This is a genomic window from Micromonospora sp. WMMB482, assembly GCF_019038635.1.
Classification (GTDB): domain Bacteria; phylum Actinomycetota; class Actinomycetes; order Mycobacteriales; family Micromonosporaceae; genus Micromonospora; species Micromonospora marina.
The window spans coordinates 6748466-6764563 of the sequence record NZ_JAHOPD010000020.1 but is presented as its reverse complement, the minus strand read 5'-3'; the positions used below and the strand labels follow the sequence as shown (position 1 = coordinate 6764563).

The following is a 16098-nucleotide window of genomic DNA, read 5'->3' as shown; positions in this document are numbered from 1 at the left end:
CGTCAGGTGACACGCCGCCGCGCGCGGTGCGCCCGCACGTGCGTGCGGGTGGCGCAGCGCGGCGAGCAGAAACGGCGACGCCGGTTCGTGCTGCCGTCCAGGAACACCGCGCCGCACCCCGGTTCGGCGCACACCTTCAACCGGTCGACGCCCTGCTCGCACAGGAACACCGCGAGCGCCCACACCGCCGCCGCCACATACTCCACCGCCGCGTCGCTGCCCACCGCGGCGACGTGCAGATGGCGATCCGACGGGCCGGCGCCGGAGATGACCGGCCGCAGCCGGTGCCGGGTGAGCAGCCGGTTGAGCCGGTCGACAGCCTCCCGGTCGCGGCCGCCTGCGGCGTCGACGAAGACCGCGCGAAGCTGCCGGCCCGCCGACCCCAACACCGCGAGGCCGGTCGACGTGAGCCCGTCGCCCAGGCCCGGCCACCGGGTCACCGCGGCGCACACCTGGGTGGTGTCGTCGAACCGCGTGTTGGCCAGGCACACCGCCAGCGCCGTCAACTCACCGCGATCGGTGAGGTCCGTCCGGTGCTCGCGAGGGCGGGGCACGGACGTGCGACCGGCCGACGCGGTCAGGTGATCCTGCTGCGGCACGGCGCGCACCGCCCGTACACGACCACCCCGCCGTTACCCCCGTCCGGATCCACCTCGATGCCCACCGCCCGGGCCGCCGTGACCGTGCCAGCCACCGCCGAGGCGGCCAGCTGGCGCATGCCGCCGCAGCCCTGACACACCGCGTGATGGTGCGGCAGGTCAGCCAACCCGAACGTCGCCGTCCCACTCACCGACACCGTGTGGGCCACACCGACGTCCACCAGCTGGGTGAGTACGCGGTGCACGGTGGACAACTCCACCGCCAGTCCTCGACCGGTGAGCCGCTGATGCACCTCGGCGGCGCGCAGATGCCGACGCTCGCCGGCGGCCTCGCCGAGCGCGTCGACGACGCCGCGACGCGCGAATGTCGTACGAAGACCGGCACGGCGCAGCCGATCCATCACGGCGCTCACCCGGTCGACAGGCGATGTGATCAATCCCCGCTCCTCACGACAACCGCCACCTTGTTGCAAGATACTGGCAACAACCAAACTACGGCAGCATCACCGGAAGGATTCCCTGATGGCGCTCTACACCCTGCCCGACATGCCCTACGACTACGGCGCGCTGGAACCGGCCATGTCCGGCGAGATCCTCCAGCTGCACCACAGCAAGCACCACGCGGCGTACGTCAAAGGCGCCAACGACGGCCTGGAGAAGCTCGCCGAAGCCCGTGAGAAGGGCGACTTCGCCACGCTCGTCGGCCTGGAGAAGACGTTCGCCTTCAACCTCTCCGGCCACGTGCTCCACTCGATCTTCTGGGGCAACCTGTCCCCGGACGGCGGCGACCGCCCCGACGGCGACCTCGCCGCCGCGATCGACGAGCACTTCGGCTCCTTCGACGCGTTCACCGGCCAACTCTCCGCAGCCACCAAGGGCGTGCAGGGCTCCGGCTGGGGCGTGCTCGGCTGGGAGCCGCTGGGGCGGCGGCTGATCGTCGAACAGGTCTACGACCACCACGGCAACGTCGGCCAGGGCACCACCCCGCTGCTGGTCTTCGACGCCTGGGAACACGCCTACTACCTGCAGTACCGCAACGTGCGCCCCGACTACGTCGACCGACTGTGGAACCTGGTCAACTGGTCCGACGTGATCGCCCGCTTCGACGCCGCCCGCGCGACGAGCCCGAAGATCTGACCTGGTGGATCAGACCACCCCCGCCACGGCGGACCTCCTCCAACGCGCCGCCGGAGTCATCGCCGCCAAGCACCGCGGTGACCTCGCCGGCGCCGAGGAACTGCTCGCCGCGTTCGCCGGCGAGCAGGCCCGCACCCTCGGCTTCTACCTGCTCGCCGACCTGGCCCTCGGCCTGGTCCGGGCCAGCAGCGGCCAGCCCATGGACGACCTGGTCCGGGAGCTGTCCCTACTCGTCGCCGCCACCGCCGGCCAGCCACCGGTAGAGGGAAGCTGAGCGCAGGGTCCTCGACGCCCGCACCACCGGCGACGAGGACCCTGCCAGGCATGTCGACACCGCCGATCACACCCAGGACCTCACCGTCGACGACTGACCACCATCGCCCCCCCGCGGGCAGTCGCAGCCTTCGAGGGCAGCTATGCCGTTAACAGGTGATGACCCCGTTGAGCGCTACCGAGCGACTCATCCGCCCTCTGCTTCCCACCCATCGTCCCGAGAGACCAGTCCCCACCCCGATGCCGATACCGGTACTGCCCACCCGAAGCCCTCTCCCGACGGTCACCGAGCCGTCCGATCTGCTCCTGGGGATGGCTCACCCCGCCCGGTGCGGCCGACTGACCGCCCAGCAACCGCTTCGGGCATTGGCCTGGGGCCCGGGACACCGCCTCGAAATCCGGCCCCACCAAACGATGATCGTCATCACGTCGTCCGACATCGGCCGGCACCGGGTGGGCAGCCGAGGCGACCTGCCACTGCCGGCCAGCCTCCGACAACTGTGCCGATTCGAACCAGGCCAACCGGTGCTGCTCGCTACCCTCGTAGACCACGACACGCTCATCGTCCACCCCTTCACCGTCGTCGTGCGTCTTCTAGCCACCCTGCACGCTGACCTGTCGGGAGAAGATCGTGACCGCTGATCCCGCCACCGTCGCCGTAGCCCGCCAGGTCCTGGCTCGCCTGGGTGTCACCATCGCCGACCTTCAATCCCAAACCGCGACGTCGGTAACCCTGCCGACGATCACCGAGTACCTGCCCCACGTCGTCGCCGCTGCCGGGCCCGGAGCCCGACGCACGTACGGCACCTACTGGGCCCGCATGGCCTACACGTGGCCCGACCGACCCCTGGACACCATCGCCGCCACCGACATCGAGGCCCTGAAACAAACGATCATCGCCACCGCCGTATCGCGACGAACCAGCCGCAACGGTCGCCACGCCGGTGAACACGTCATCGCCGCCGCCCGCGCCTTCTACGCCCGCGCCATCGACGACGGGCTGATCGCCGCGTCCGCCAGCCCCGCGCACCGGGTCGCGAAACCCCGGCGACTGCCCAGCAACCGTCGCGCCCTGACGCGACACGAGCTGGAAGAGATCAACATCGAAGCGCGTACGAGTGGTAACGACGTCGTACTCGACACGCTGCTGCTGCGGCTGCACACCGAGACCGCGTGCCGCCGCGGAGGCGCCCTCGCGCTGCGGCTGGTCGACCTCGACACCACCAACGGACTCGTCCGCCTCACCGAGAAGGGAGCCACCCTCCGCTGGCAGCCGATCACCCTTGATCTTGCCGAACACCTGCGCGAACACGCCCGCGCCCGGGGTGCCGTTCTCCACACCGATCGGCTGCTACGCAACCGCGCCGGCCAACCGATCACCAGCCGCCGCTACGACCACCTCTGGAAACGCCTTGGGGAACGCCTACCCTGGGTCGCCGTGCACGGCGTGTCGACCCACTGGCTGCGCCACACCACCCTGACCTGGGTGGAACGACACTTCGGCTATGGCATCGCCCGCGCCTACGCCGGACACACCGACAGCCCAGGTCCCTCCACCACCACCTACATCAAGGCTGACCTGCACGACATGGCCGCCGCGTTGTCCGTGATGACCAGTCAACCCCACCCACTGGCCCAGGCGGCAGCAGACCACGCCGTCCCCTGGCCCCGCATCCGCGAACTACCTCATAAGGCACCTCCGAATGCTGTCCCGGACCCCCGCGGCGCTGCTCGACCGCCTTCCCCATGAAGTCGCGCCTCATCGGCCCGACGCCGTGCAGCGTGGCCAACTCGCCGCGCGGCACTCCGGCAAGCTCACCCGGAAGCGGTGCGGCCAGTCTTGTTCTCAATCCGGACCGTTGACACACCGGTGTGACGCTGCGGATCCGCGCCGGTGCCGAGCACACAGGTTGGCGGTGCAGGACTCGGCCCCTTGATCCGTCGGCTGTGGCCTGTCGATCTGCGCATGGCGGCGCTGCTGCTGTTGGAGAGCGCCGGCTGTCGCGCGCCCCGTGTGCGGTGCGGCGCCCCGTGTGGCCCCGGCCCCGGGCCGGGGCCACACCGCGACATGTGCGCGCCTCGCGGTGGTCGTAGACAGCGCGGAGCGCGCACAGCAGAGCGGGCTGGCAACCGAGAGGTACCCGCCGCTCGCGTGTCGCAGCGAAGCTGTGGGCGCACACCGCATAGCCTCCATCAACGGCAACCTATGGCGTCCGTGACCACCCGTAGCGCCCCCATGTCGAAGGAGAGGACCCGTGCGGGAAACAACAACCGATGTCCCTGAACACGTGGCACCGTCGACTCCTCCCGAGATGACGCCCGAGGCCGTCGACACCGTCTTGGCGGACCTCGCCGCGACCGCCGATCGCCTCATCGAGGAATCGGCTACGGCGCAGCGCGAACTCGACGAATGCAACGACGACAACGAGCGCTGGTTCACGCAGGACGGGCTACCGGCCGGCCACCTCTGCTACCCCAACCCGAGCCGAGCGCTGTCGTCCGTGCGCCTGGCCCACGCCACCGACAGGGCGCGCCTCCTGCGACAGTCAGCCCGACAGATCGTGGCCTGGTGGGCCGACCTGGCAACCTACGCCGTGTTGTCCACCGTAGCCGGCCAGCCGATCGACCCCGTGCGCGCAGCCGGCGCCGACCCCAGCGCCCACCTCACTGACGAGGAGCTTCACCACCTGCCAGGGCCATCCCAGGACGTCAAAACGTTGGCCAGGCTCGCCGCGTTGTTCGCGGGACCGCCCGTGAACCCGGACGCACCCGCTGACCCACCGCTGGATGCGGGCGAGTACGCCGCCCGAGCAGGACTGATACTTCAACGCTCACCGTCCGGCGAGATGGACGTGGTCGATGATCCCCTGCCCGATGCTCGGCTGCGCCGCATGTGGGGTGACACCTGGGTCGACCATCAGATGCCGGTTCTGCTGCCCGCGGACGAGCTCACGGCGACGATCACCGCCGCTGGCGTACCGCTGACGGTTGTCGACACCATCCGAACGACGACCAGGGCCGTCGACGTCGCGCTCGCCGCCGCCGTACGGCTCGCCGAGCCGGAGGATGCCGCTGCCGTATCCGAGGCGGAGGAAGAGGCGCTGTGGGAACATGTCGAGCGGACCACGGACCTGCTGGCCGCGTATGCTCGAACCCTGACCAGTCACCTGCCCGCGATCCGCAGGGCAGCTCAACAACGCGCCTGTCGCTGAACGGGCGGTCGTTGCCGCCCTACCGTACATGGTGCCTGCGGGCGGGGGCGGACCTGCCGCTTCTGGTGCCGGGGGAGCGGGATGGCTTGGGTCGCCGCAGTCTCGTGTCGCGGTGCGTGTAGTTATTGACCGCTCAGACCGAGCAGGACGTCCAGGCGGGCGAGGCAGGTTGCGCGGTTCTGCTCGCCCGTTGTGAGCCTGGTGTCGGCGGTGATCTACGTGGTCAGGCGGCGCGGCGGACCGGGCGGAGCAAGGTGAGCGCGCGAAGGGCGTCGGCGCGGGAGATGGGCTGGTCGTCGTCGGACTGCATGGTCAGCACGATCTCGATGGCTTGGCGGATCCAGGCTGTTTTGGTGACGCCGGCGTCTTTGGCGGCTGCGGTGACGGCGTCGTCGAGGTCGGTGGGCATGCGCAGGGACCGCACGACCATGACCTCGGCGCCTTCTGGCGGGAGGGAGGCAAGCAGCTCCGCCTCCTGTTCCGCTGTCGTCGGCGCAGGGTCGAAGGTGAGGTCGTTCATGAGTGCGGCGGCCTCTTCCGGGGTGCGCGGCAGGTGCTGGTTGTCGCTCATCGCGTCTGCTCCCATCGGGTGAAGTCAGCACGTTCGGTGTCGCTCATGTCTCGGGCACCGATGATCTTCCAGGTGAAACCGTCGACGTGGTGCACCGCCACGATCAGAGGACGACCGTCGCGGGTGCGCGCCCACACGGTCAGTACGCGCAACCCGGTGGCGTCAGCGCCTGGACGCGGCCACCGCTGCTTGGCTTCCAGGACTTGGCGGACCTCGTAGGGCTGAATGCCCGCCAGCGCCTGCAACGCCCACTCTTCCCACTCGTACGGCACCTAGCGAGTGTAATACACACGTATTTTAGCAGCTAGACCCGTCGTTTCGGACAAGGCTCAAGGCCACCGGAGGGGGAGTCCATGCGCCCGGCAGTTACGCGTCTGTCCTAGGACGCCCTACAAGCTGTTTCGGAGACCGCGCCGCCAGTGTGATGACTATCCATACCGGCTCTTCTAAGTTAAGCGGGGTTGAGGTGTCCGCGGTGGCGGCGGGTGGTCGCGGTGCGGGTGCGTAGTCGCTGGTTTTCGGTGTTTCGGAAGCCGTAGGCGTCGCGGGCGACGGTCTTGATGACCCGGTTGGTTCCTTCGGAGCCGGCGTTGGTGATCCCGGTTGTCAGGAACGCAAAGATCTGTGGCCACCAGGTCTCGATGGTGGTGGCGAGTCGGTGGAGTTCGGGCAGGTCGGTGGCGGCGCAACGGGTGTAGAAGCGGCGTAGCAGATGGTGGACGTGTTCGCGGTCCGGGTGGGTGCGGGCGGTCGCGAGTAGGTCGAGGAGGTCTTCCTTGGCGTTCCACGCGGCGAGGATCGGGGCGCCGATCTTGGCGGGTAGGGCGTCGAGGGTGTCGGCCAGGCGGTCGACGTGTTTGCCGGGCATGCGGGCCGCGGATCGGGTCAGCCGGTTGCGGATCCGCCATTCCGGGTCGGTGCCGCGGCCACGGCGTCCGCGCTGGGTGAGCGTGACCCGGCGGCGGACCTCGGTGACGGCCCGGTTGGCCAGTTGCACGACGTGGAAATGGTCGACGACCAGCAGCGCGTGTGGCAGGACCTGCCGGATGGCGGCCTTGAACACGGTGCACATGTCGATCGCGACCGCCGTGACCTGCTCGCGCCAGGCGGGTGGGCGAGCGGCCAGCCAGCCGGTGACCGCGGCGGTGGTGCGGCCTTCGACCTGGGCGAGTAGCCCTTGGCCGCCGGACAGATCACAGAAGCCGACGTGCCATCGGTCCGCGGTCGTGGTTCCATGAGGCGGCCTGCTCGTCCCAGACCCAGCGGGGCTTGCCCCGGCGGACCTCGTCGATGCCGAGCACTGCGACCGGCTCGGGCTCGGCCGGCAACACCGCGGTGGCGTGGGTGGTGAACGCGGCCGCGACGATCGGCCACGAGATACCGTGGTCGCGGGCGGCCTGCACGATCGTGCGTCCGCCGTCGGCGACCGCCGCCCCGGCCGCCTGCCGCAGTCGGGTGGTCAGCCGTGAACGGGCCGGAACCTGGGCGACCTGCTCGGTGAACGACCTGCGCGGACAGGCCGGGGTCGGGCAGTACCAACGTCGTTTGCGCCAGCGCAGCCGCACTGGTCGACCGGCGACCGGCAGGTCCCGCGGCCGGGTCGTGGCCCACTGCTTCACCCGGGCCGCTCGCTGCCCACACTGCGGGCAGCATCGTGCCTGCTCACAACCGGTGGACACATCCACCACGGGGACGCCCTCGACGTCCAGCTCGACCCGTTCCACCACCAGGCCGTCCAGACCCAGCAGCCGGGTCGTATCGTTGACCATGCTCGCAGCTCTTCACTTGTGACCATCCGATCTAGACACTCAGATGATCACCGATGAGCTGCGAGCCCTCTATATCCGGGTCGCCGTCAGCCACGAACCCCGCTCAACTTCGAAGAGCCTCCATACCTCTGAGCCGACCGGGGTGGGCTTCGCCACCGACGATCGGCCGCGCTGTTGTGGGCCGTGGCTGGGCCACACGGGCTCACGGGCGAGATGGACCAGAGGGACTGCCGGGCGGCACAAGATCCCGGCCGGCCTGCCTGCGTCGAGCCCAGGGCAGACCAGATTTTCGGCGAAGGCGGGCAGGCCAGCTACCTCGTGCGACTAAGGTCGCCCAAGAGGCTCTCGATCACCGCCTCCTCGTGGATCGCGGTGGCGGTCTGCGCCATCGCCCCGGAGAGGGCCGGATCCCACGGAGTCTCCCTCGCGCGCCCGGTGAGAGGTTGTCGTGGCGTCCCACGTTTGGTGGCCTGTGCGACGGCACGGCGATAGTCGGCAGCCATGAATTGCCAGGGTTTGGCGTTGTATCGCCGCATGATGCGGTCGGCGATGGCGATGCCAGGCCAGTCGAAGTCTCCGTGGTAGAGCAGACGCACGTCCGGCGATTCCACGGCAGCGTCTAGGAGGGCGATGGAAACCGTTGTGGGGTTGCCCATCGTGCAGACGATCGCCGGAGCAGCACCCGCATCGGCCGCAGCTTCCAGAACCCGTGGGTTCTCACATACATAAACGGTCTGCGGGGCCAGACGCAGGGGAGCAAGACGGCGGATTTCCCGTAGCGTCAGGTGGGTCTCGGCGCCTGCGTCGGCGCGGAAGCGCAGCCAGTCATCGCCGAGGGGGCGCAGCCCATAGGTGAGTACGGTCGTCGCAACAGTGTCGCTGGTTACCCCGGCGGCATCCCAGAGAGCGCGGCGTTCCGCAGCGCCTAGCGGGTAATCGGAGGCACCGGTGAGGGCGAGGGCGAGCCCTCGCAGGACTAGGCGGGTCAGCGGGCTGTCATCGTCGAGCCCGTGGGCGCTGCCGGTGACTACTTGAGCCAGTTCGCCGCGGGACCAGGTTCGCCCGTGCTCGCCGACGGTCAGCCCAAGCGTGGTGGTCGCCTGGCTGATGATGCGGCGTACCTCCTCGGAAGGTAGGCGCGCCGGTAGGCCGTGACGCCACAAGTGGTCCAACCACTCGGACGTCCAAGGGCAGTTGCTCAGGCCGGCGGCTACCAGGGCTGCGTTCGCCTGGTCCCGCAGCCAGGCTCGCCGCGCCGTCTCTACGGAGGCGTCGGCTCGTCGGTCCGGCACCAGACCGACGATCGCTTCCACCACGCCGAGCAGTCCGGTTCCCGCAGCACTTTCCCACAGCTGCCGGTCGAGGTCGGCCAATTTAAGCGTGTGCGTCGACCCGACAGCCTGACCGAGGAACTGGCCGACGGCTTCGCGTTCCTCGTCGTTCAGCCCTGTCAATGTCAAACGTCCACCGACCATACGGCCGTTACGCACCAGGCGCGCGTGTACGGCAGCCCACAATGGTCGTAGCCCATTTGACTTCAGGTATTCGAGTGCGCCGACCGGGATCATGAGGTGAGGACCGTCCGGCGGCGACCGTCCCAGCGGAAGTGCAGCGTGGCAACGCCGGGTTGGGCGGGGTCGCGGAGACACTCGTAGATGCCCAACGAGGGCACCTCGGGGAAGCAGCCCCAGAGCCGCTCGCTGGTCAGCACGGCATCCAGGTCGAGGTCGACCAGCAGACCGAGCAGCCGACCATGGGTGGGTTCGTCGACCTTTGCGAACGCGTCGTCGAGAAGGATCAACCGTGGGGCTTTCGGGTAGGCATCGCCGACCGAGGTGAAGTGTGCGGCGGCGGCGGCGAACAACACCAGGTACGACACCACCCGCTGCTCCCCTTGCGACATCGCGGTACGCGCCGACAGGATTCGCTCCCGGTTCGGGTTTGCCTGGTCGGTGACCTTGACGGTAAAGCCGAACCAGCTGCGGTAGTCGAGTGCCGCGCGCAGATGCACCGCGTACCCGGCGGAGGGGTCTGCGCGTCGGGCATCCTCGACCCGGCGGGCGAGGGCCGCGCGGAGCCGGTCGTTGTTCTCTCGGGTCCGCAGCTCGAGCGGGGTCCTGAGCAGGGCGACGGCCGTACGGGTGTCCGCGTCCGCGCCGTCCTTCAAAGTCCACACGAGTCGGGCGCCGAGCCCGTGCGAGGTCCGTACTCCGGCGAGGGTGGCGTTCATGGCCGACACGAGGCTCTCGGCAGAACGGATCTGCCGGGACAGCGCATCCCCCAACTCGCCGAGCAGGAAGCGCTCGAACGCGTGCCGTTCCCGTTCGGCGACGGCAGAACGCTTCTGCTCTAGCTCCGTGCCGAGTCGTGCGGTTGCCACGGCGGCGGGGTGCTGCCCGATGTCGTCGGCGATCTCGACGACCTTAACGCCGTCCCGATCCTCCCAGACGAGGTCGAAACCGCCGGGCAGCCTGCTTCGAACGTCGTTGTAGCGCTGGTGCAGGGCATTCTCGCTCAGGTCCTGCTGGGGCCGGCCGAGCGCTTCGCGGAGCAGGCCGGCGAGTTCGTCGAGCTGCCGGATCCTCTCCGGCGGGGCCCCGGTGCCTGGCTCGAATGACACGTCGGTGGACAGCGCGAGCGCGGGACCGACGCCGGGCAGGGTGAGGACACGTGGCAGCGCGATGCCGGCGTCCAGGGCAACCTGCTCCTGATGAGTCAGCAGTTGCCGGGTGTGGTCGCGCACCTGTTCGGCCCGGACCCGGCGGTCCCGTGCCTGTTCGTAGCCGCGACGGGCCGATGGCAGCTCCGTCTCGGCCGCGTGCAGGCGTGCCTCGGCTGCGCTTTCCTGCCGGTGGATTTCCGCCGGCTCAGCGTCGAGCGACCGTTCGAGAACGGCGAACGCTTCTTCCGCAGCGAGATATACCTCGGCTGCGGCTCGGGCCTCGTCGGCGGTAACGGCGGCACGGTCACCGGCCTCAACGTGCCGGACGATCAGTGACTCGTATTGCTTGAGCTCGTTGATGAACTGTCCGATCTTCCGGCTGTAGCGGGGCAGCTCCGCACCGAGCTGGCGCAGGCGTTGGTCGATGCTGCTCAGACTGTCGCGATCCGCGGGTAGGAGATGGGCCTCCGCCGCGGACTGCACGCGGGCCCTGCGGTCGTCGGCGACGCTGCGGAGCTCGCGTGCTCTTCGTCGCGCGTCGGCCGCCTGGCGAGCAAGCCGGTGCGCGGTAGATTCCGCTTCGTCACGACGGGCCCAGGCGCGGCCCAGCTCAGCGCCATCGGGCAGAGCGCGAAGCGCCGTGGTGAGCGCGCCACGTTCGCGGTCGTTCACGGTGAGCTGTTCGTCGATGCCGGTGAGTACGTGCGTCAGGTCGTTCAGCTGTTTTTGCAGGTCGGCGAGCCGGCGTCGCCGCAAGGCCTCGCGGTTGGCCGTGCCGACGTACTCGGCCGCCGGTTTCGTCCAGGCACCGTGGGCCACGCCGAGTCGCCATCGACCGTCGTCGGCGATCCAACTGCTCGCGTTCGAGGTCGGCCCGAGGCCGATGCTGTGCAGCAGGTCCGCCACGTGTTTAGCCCCGGGCACGACGACCAGCGCCTCCCAGAGAGTGGGTGCGGCTGCCGGCGGACCAGGTCGGAGAATCACCTCACCGCTTAACGGGTCCAGCACCGTGCCGCCCTCGGCGAGCAGCCCGTCGAGCAGCCCGCTGGACTCCAGAGCTGCCTCGATCCCGGCCCGCTGCCGCTCGTCGAGGTGATCGGCGAAGTCAATCAACCGGTATAGCGGTACGCCCGGTCGCGACGGGGAGCCGGGCCGAAATCGCGACCGGGGTGGCTCAGGGTCGGTCATGGCGTTCCACCGACTGTGCTCGCCGCGTACCTCGTCGAGGTTGGCCTGGACCTGCGCCTGCTGGGACCGCAACGTGTCGCGCCGGGCCTCGGCCGCGCCGCGCAGCGGTTCCGCAGCAAGCTCAGCCGCTGCGCGCACCTCAGCCTGCGTGCCCGCCGGCAGCGGGTCATCACCGAGCAGAGCCTCCTGCACCGGCGCGAGAGCTGCGTCGGCCAGGGCCGGCAGCGACATCCATTCCCTTACGGCGTGCGCGAAGGCGCTGCTGGCCGCAGCGAGGCCGGTCGTGACCTCGCTCAGGCGGTCCTGAGCGACGCTCTGCTGTCCGTCGAGCAGGTCGCGGTCGGCCTCCGCGCGGACGGCCGCGGCGACGGCCGCGTCCGCCTCGTCCAGCCGCCGGTGAACGTCGACGACGGCCGTCCGCCGTGCCCGCGCCGCCTCCTCGGCCGCTGCGATGCGCGCACGGTGCTCGCCGAACTCCTGACCTGCCAGGCTGTGGTAAACAACTCGCGTCGAGGGGTCAGCCGGAGCTCCGAGATAGCGCAACTCCGGCACCGCACCGAAATGTCCGGTGTCCAGGCCCGATTCGGCGGCGAGGTCGCGAAGGTGCCGATGGCTGTCGCGCAGTTCGCTGACGGCGCCCGTCAGCCGGTCGGTCTCCGCGGCAAGGCGCGACACGACATCGGTGAAAGTCTGTCGGTCGGCGTCGGCTGCGCGCGCCGCGGACCGGGCCGCCGACTCGAGCGCCCGTACCGCGAGACGGCGCTGCCCCAGCTCCTGAACGGCCCGATACGCGGCGCTGTCGCGGAGAGCTCCGAGCTCGGCCCGAGCCTGCCGCTCCGCGTGCTCGCAGCGTTCGACTGCGGCCACGGCGGCTTGCTCCGCGCCGAGGGCCGCCGCGACCTCCCGCTCGGCTTGGCCCGCCTGCCGACGCTGGGCTCGTAGCTGGGACAGAGCCTCGTCCACCGCCTGTACACGGCGGCGCAGCTCGCCGCGCAGATATCCTCGGTAGGCCGCCATGAGGTCGACTAGCGCGGCATGGGTGGCTTCGAGTCTGCCCAAGTCTGCGCGGACGGTCTCCAGGTCGTCGAGATTGTGCGCGACCGAATCGAGTACGTCGTCGTCGACTGATGGCAGTGCCTCGCTCAGTTCGGTGGTGAGCTGGCCCGCCTCGATCCGGTCGCCGATGGTGGGACGGCGCAGCCGGTACAGCAGGTGGACGAGATTGCGGTATCGGCCCGGATCGCTGATCCCGAAGAGTTCACGACCCACCCGGGCACGGTAGTCACGGGCGCTGCTCATTAGAGCCGCCTCGCCCAGGGTCTCGCGGAGTCGCTCGACGGGCACGGGTTGTCGGTCCACTGCCAGGTCGACGTCAACGCCGATACGCAGGGGAGTCATGAAATAGGTGAGCCGTGCCTCCGTGGTGGATGACGACCACCGAACGACCGCCCCCAGCGTCACAAACTGTGCCACGTCATGTTCGTCGGTGCGCCGGAGCTCCAGCCAGACAAATCCCTGCCGATTCACCCCGCTGGCACCCTCACTCATCAGCCAGCGGAAGGTGGTGCGGCCAGCACCGGTGGCATCCAGACGCTTGGCGTCGCCGTCCAACAGGAATGGCAGCAGTAATTCCAAGGCCTTCGATTTTCCGGCGCCGTTCTTACCGCGCAGCAGCAGGCGGCCGCCCTCGAACTGGAACACCTGATCGTCGTACTGCCAGATGTTGCAGATCCCCGCCCGGTGTAGGCGATACCTGTACGGGTGCGCCGGCAGGGTCTCCATCCGGCTTGCCACGACGGCCGCTGTGCTCATGACCGCACCGCCTCGCTCGCAGCGTAGCGGGCTGCAGCCGCGAGCAGAACCAGCGTGCCTTCGGGGGCGTCGCCACGGGCGGCGCGAGCGTCGACCGCCCGTTCGGCGGCGACGGTTTCGTCGGACTCGGCGTCGGCTACCGTCGGCGCCGATCGCGCCAGTAGTCCCATGCTGGTCAGCAACGCGATGACCGCCTCTCGCAGCAGGAGTGGATCGTCGACGTACCGGCCCGCCCACCGCCGGCTGTGGCGGTCGGCCAGGTCAGCCAAAACCCGGTCCAGGGCGCCTTCAGGTATGGGCACCCCGACCACCAGCCGCCCCGAGGCTGGGCGCACCTGCTCGACCAGCGCACCGATGGTCAGCAGCGCGGCTTGGGCGACGGTACCGACCCCGGGAAACAGCACATCGGTGAGATCCTCGTCGGGGTCGAGTAGAGCTGCCCCCTCGGCGCGCAGCTCCGCCTGCAGGCCGGTGTATTCCAGAAACGACCGCTCGTCGCGGCGTTGCTCCCGGCGCAGCCAGGCACGCTCCGAGGCGGGCAGCTCGTCGAGGTAGGTCACCGGTTCCTCAGTCAGCCGCCGGCGCACCGCGTGGCGCGCGCCACCTGGACCGGGCTCGGCGGCACAGCGGACGAACTCCGCCGCTGTGGCAGCCCGTCCCGGGGGCGTCGCCATCAAGTGGGCGACGATGTCGCGATTGACGGTGAGTAGGGCTTCGGCTTGGTCGTCGTCGGCGTAACCGGCGACCGTGCCCTGCTCCTCGCGCAGCGCGTTCCATGAGACTAGTTGCCGGAGCGCGGCGCTAAGCGCGCGGCGTTCGGTGGGCCGTTGGGCGTCACCGAGTTCGATCCGGGCCTCGACCGCCGCCGCCCGTACATCAGCGATGAGCTGGGACAGCAACACCTGTTCCGGGCATGTGAGCAGCACCGCCGCAGCGAGCGTTACGTAGGCATACATTCTCGGGGTGAACGGCCCGGTCGCGCGCAGCAACGGACGGCCTCTCCCCGGACCCAACCCGGGCTTGAAGAGCCGGGCGAAGTCCGCCTCTACGACGAGTCGGTAACCGAGAAAGTTGCCGAACCAACTCTTCAACCATTCGGCGTGGCGGCGGGCCAGGGGAAAGTCGTCGCTGGCGGTGAGCAACAGCGGCGAGGCCAGCAAGGCGCGTATGGCCCTGCGGCGCTCGGTCGCCAGCGCGATGTCGTGGTCGTCAGCCACCACAGTCCTCCAGGCGAGTGATCGCGATATCGATGTCCTGGGCGATGAAGTTCCCGGCTGCCGAGCGTAGGGTCAGCACATTCCGCGGCTTGCTCATGAGCTCGCAGCGCAACCCTAGATCGACGACCATGGTGACGGCGTTGCCCAGCAGGGGGTCACCGGCGCCCAATGTCTGCGCCATCAATTCGAGCAGGAGATGTACGGCCGGGGCGGAGAGGCTTACCGCACCAAGGTCTGCCGCGGCGGACAGTAGCTCCGCCGCGGCCGCGACCCGCAGCTCATGAAGGACGGCCGCCTGATCGATCAATGCCTGTTGTAGGGCGCTGCGATCGGCAATTCCGGAAGCGCGACCGCGCGGCGTGCGCTCTCCGCGGTCGCGCAGAGCGACGGGAACCTGCACCGCCGGGGTCGGCCACCAGCTCGCCGTCGCGGCTACCACGCCCTGCTGATCGGCCGCGATGCCGAGGTGCCGGGCGCCGTAGAGCCCGAACGCCGACGTGTACAGATCAGCCGCCGATTCCTCATCGGCGGTGTCCAGCCAGGCTGCCAGCCGCAGCAGCTCACGACGCCTTGAGGCACCGTGTCCGGTGGAGCGCATCATCCGTTTCGCATTGGCGAGCAGGGACTGCAGGGCCCGCATGGTGGCGTCTCGCAGTTGAGTTACCTCGCTGCGGCGACCGTCGGCGTCACTGAACCAAGCTCGCAGCGCAGTCCAGTCGGCGAGTTCATGCCCGCGGCTGCGTTGCACCGTGACGCCGAGGTCGGCGGCGGCTCCGGCCAGCCCTCCGTCTCTCATGACTTGTACCAGGCCCGGCAAGTGCGGCCAGAGGCGGTGAAGATGACGTTCGATCCGTGGTGCGAGGAGAACGATCTCCTCGGTGATCGACTCGACGTAGTCCAGAAGAAGGTCCTTGAAGCCGACGTACTCCGCACTGTTGAGGTCGTACCGCGCCAGAACCTGTCCGAGGAAGGCGTAGAAGTCGCGTACTGAGTCCCGAAACGCCCAGAACTGGGCGAAGATCGCGGCGACCGTCTCGCGAGCGGTGCCGGTATCGAGCCCGCCCGGTTGTTCGACACGATTCGCCAGGTCGCCCAACCCGCTGCTGATCAAACCCAGCAGCTCACGGCTGATTTCTCGGGCGGCGTCCGCACTCGACAGCACGTCATCCGCGTGCCGTTGCACCCGTTCGCCCAGCGGTGAAAGCTGATATCGGGACCGGGCGCGTTGATACTCCTCGATGCTTTTCACTCGTACGGTGTGTGAGCTCGGAAGCAGATTGCCCCACCCGACAAGCTGGTTCAAGCGGCTCACCGCGGTGTCGAGGTTAAGGTCAATCTCCTGGGCGGCGAGTTCCTCGACCACCTGCTGGGCGGAGAGATCCGTCATCAGGGACGCCGTGAACAGACGCATGATGGCGAGGTAGGTGGCGCGCTCAGGTGCGGTCAGATAGGTGAAGGCCTCAAGGCGGCCCAGGTCGTCCGCCAGCTCACCCACGAGGACAGAATAGGCGACAGTCAGTAGTGGCCGCATTGCCGGAACCGCTGGAAAATGCGGTCCAGCGGTGGACGGACAACTTGGACTGGCGGGCCGGTAGCGGCCGAGGCGCTCCCCTCAGTGGGGCGCGCGCCGCAGCAGCGAGGCGCGGGCATCGGCGACG

The 16098-nt window shown here is 69.2% G+C and carries 14 protein-coding genes; 4 read left to right on the top strand and 10 right to left on the bottom strand.

Annotated elements, in window-relative coordinates:
* Nucleotides 1–2: 2 nt before the first annotated feature.
* The gene (locus KSK32_RS34690) at nucleotides 3–599 is read right to left on the bottom strand and encodes a CGNR zinc finger domain-containing protein (protein ID WP_216935560.1); all 597 of its coding nucleotides are present in this window, start codon (nucleotides 597–599) and stop codon (nucleotides 3–5) included.
* Nucleotides 578–1036, bottom strand: a complete 459-nt coding sequence (locus KSK32_RS31790) for a Fur family transcriptional regulator (protein WP_216935558.1) — start codon at nucleotides 1034–1036, stop codon at nucleotides 578–580. Before KSK32_RS31790 ends, KSK32_RS34690 begins: the two co-directional genes overlap by 22 nt.
* Before the next feature lie 85 nt (nucleotides 1037–1121).
* Between KSK32_RS31790 and KSK32_RS31785 the strand changes: the two genes are divergently transcribed.
* From KSK32_RS31785 to KSK32_RS31770, 4 genes are all read left to right on the top strand, one after another.
* Entirely contained in the window at nucleotides 1122–1736 is a 615-nt protein-coding gene (locus KSK32_RS31785; protein WP_216935556.1) for a superoxide dismutase, read from the top strand.
* Nucleotides 1737–1740: 4 nt separating this feature from the next.
* Nucleotides 1741–2010 (top strand): superoxide dismutase, encoded by a 270-nt coding sequence (locus KSK32_RS31780; RefSeq protein WP_254187276.1) that lies wholly within the window; start codon nucleotides 1741–1743, stop codon nucleotides 2008–2010.
* 630 nt (nucleotides 2011–2640) lie between these two features.
* Nucleotides 2641–3759, top strand: a complete 1119-nt coding sequence (locus tag KSK32_RS31775) for a site-specific integrase (RefSeq protein WP_289256459.1) — start codon at nucleotides 2641–2643, stop codon at nucleotides 3757–3759.
* Nucleotides 3760–4264: 505 nt separating this feature from the next.
* Nucleotides 4265–5221: a hypothetical protein gene (locus KSK32_RS31770; RefSeq protein ID WP_216935554.1), complete on the top strand. Its 957-nt coding sequence runs from the start codon at nucleotides 4265–4267 to the stop codon at nucleotides 5219–5221.
* 223 nt (nucleotides 5222–5444) lie between these two features.
* Here KSK32_RS31770 and KSK32_RS31765 read toward each other — a convergent pair whose 3' ends face one another.
* The 8 genes from KSK32_RS31765 to KSK32_RS31735 all read right to left on the bottom strand — a co-directional run bounded on the left by KSK32_RS31765 (nucleotide 5445) and on the right by KSK32_RS31735 (nucleotide 15935).
* Nucleotides 5445–5792, bottom strand: coding sequence for a hypothetical protein (locus tag KSK32_RS31765; protein ID WP_216935553.1), 348 nt, complete (start codon nucleotides 5790–5792; stop codon nucleotides 5445–5447).
* Nucleotides 5789–6064 (bottom strand): hypothetical protein, encoded by a 276-nt coding sequence (locus tag KSK32_RS31760; RefSeq protein ID WP_216935552.1) that lies wholly within the window; start codon nucleotides 6062–6064, stop codon nucleotides 5789–5791. The genes KSK32_RS31765 and KSK32_RS31760 overlap by 4 nt, the downstream gene beginning before the upstream one ends.
* Nucleotides 6065–6243: 179 nt before the next feature.
* Nucleotides 6244–6984 (bottom strand): ISL3 family transposase, encoded by a 741-nt coding sequence (locus KSK32_RS33715; protein ID WP_254188896.1) that lies wholly within the window; start codon nucleotides 6982–6984, stop codon nucleotides 6244–6246.
* Nucleotide 6985: 1 nt separating this feature from the next.
* Nucleotides 6986–7561, bottom strand: coding sequence for a transposase family protein (locus KSK32_RS33710; RefSeq protein WP_254187275.1), 576 nt, complete (start codon nucleotides 7559–7561; stop codon nucleotides 6986–6988).
* Between the two features lie 311 nt (nucleotides 7562–7872).
* Entirely contained in the window at nucleotides 7873–9129 is a 1257-nt protein-coding gene (locus KSK32_RS31750) for a TIGR02679 family protein (protein WP_216935551.1), read from the bottom strand.
* Nucleotides 9126–13223 carry a TIGR02680 family protein gene (locus KSK32_RS31745; RefSeq protein WP_216935550.1) on the bottom strand — a complete coding sequence of 1366 codons (4098 nt, stop codon included), beginning with the start codon at nucleotides 13221–13223 and terminating at the stop codon, nucleotides 9126–9128. The genes KSK32_RS31750 and KSK32_RS31745 overlap by 4 nt, the downstream gene beginning before the upstream one ends.
* Nucleotides 13220–14440 (bottom strand): TIGR02678 family protein, encoded by a 1221-nt coding sequence (locus tag KSK32_RS31740; protein WP_216935549.1) that lies wholly within the window; start codon nucleotides 14438–14440, stop codon nucleotides 13220–13222. Before KSK32_RS31740 ends, KSK32_RS31745 begins: the two co-directional genes overlap by 4 nt.
* Nucleotides 14433–15935 carry a TIGR02677 family protein gene (locus KSK32_RS31735; RefSeq protein ID WP_216935548.1) on the bottom strand — a complete coding sequence of 501 codons (1503 nt, stop codon included), beginning with the start codon at nucleotides 15933–15935 and terminating at the stop codon, nucleotides 14433–14435. The genes KSK32_RS31740 and KSK32_RS31735 overlap by 8 nt, the downstream gene beginning before the upstream one ends.
* Nucleotides 15936–16098: the final 163 nt, after the last annotated feature.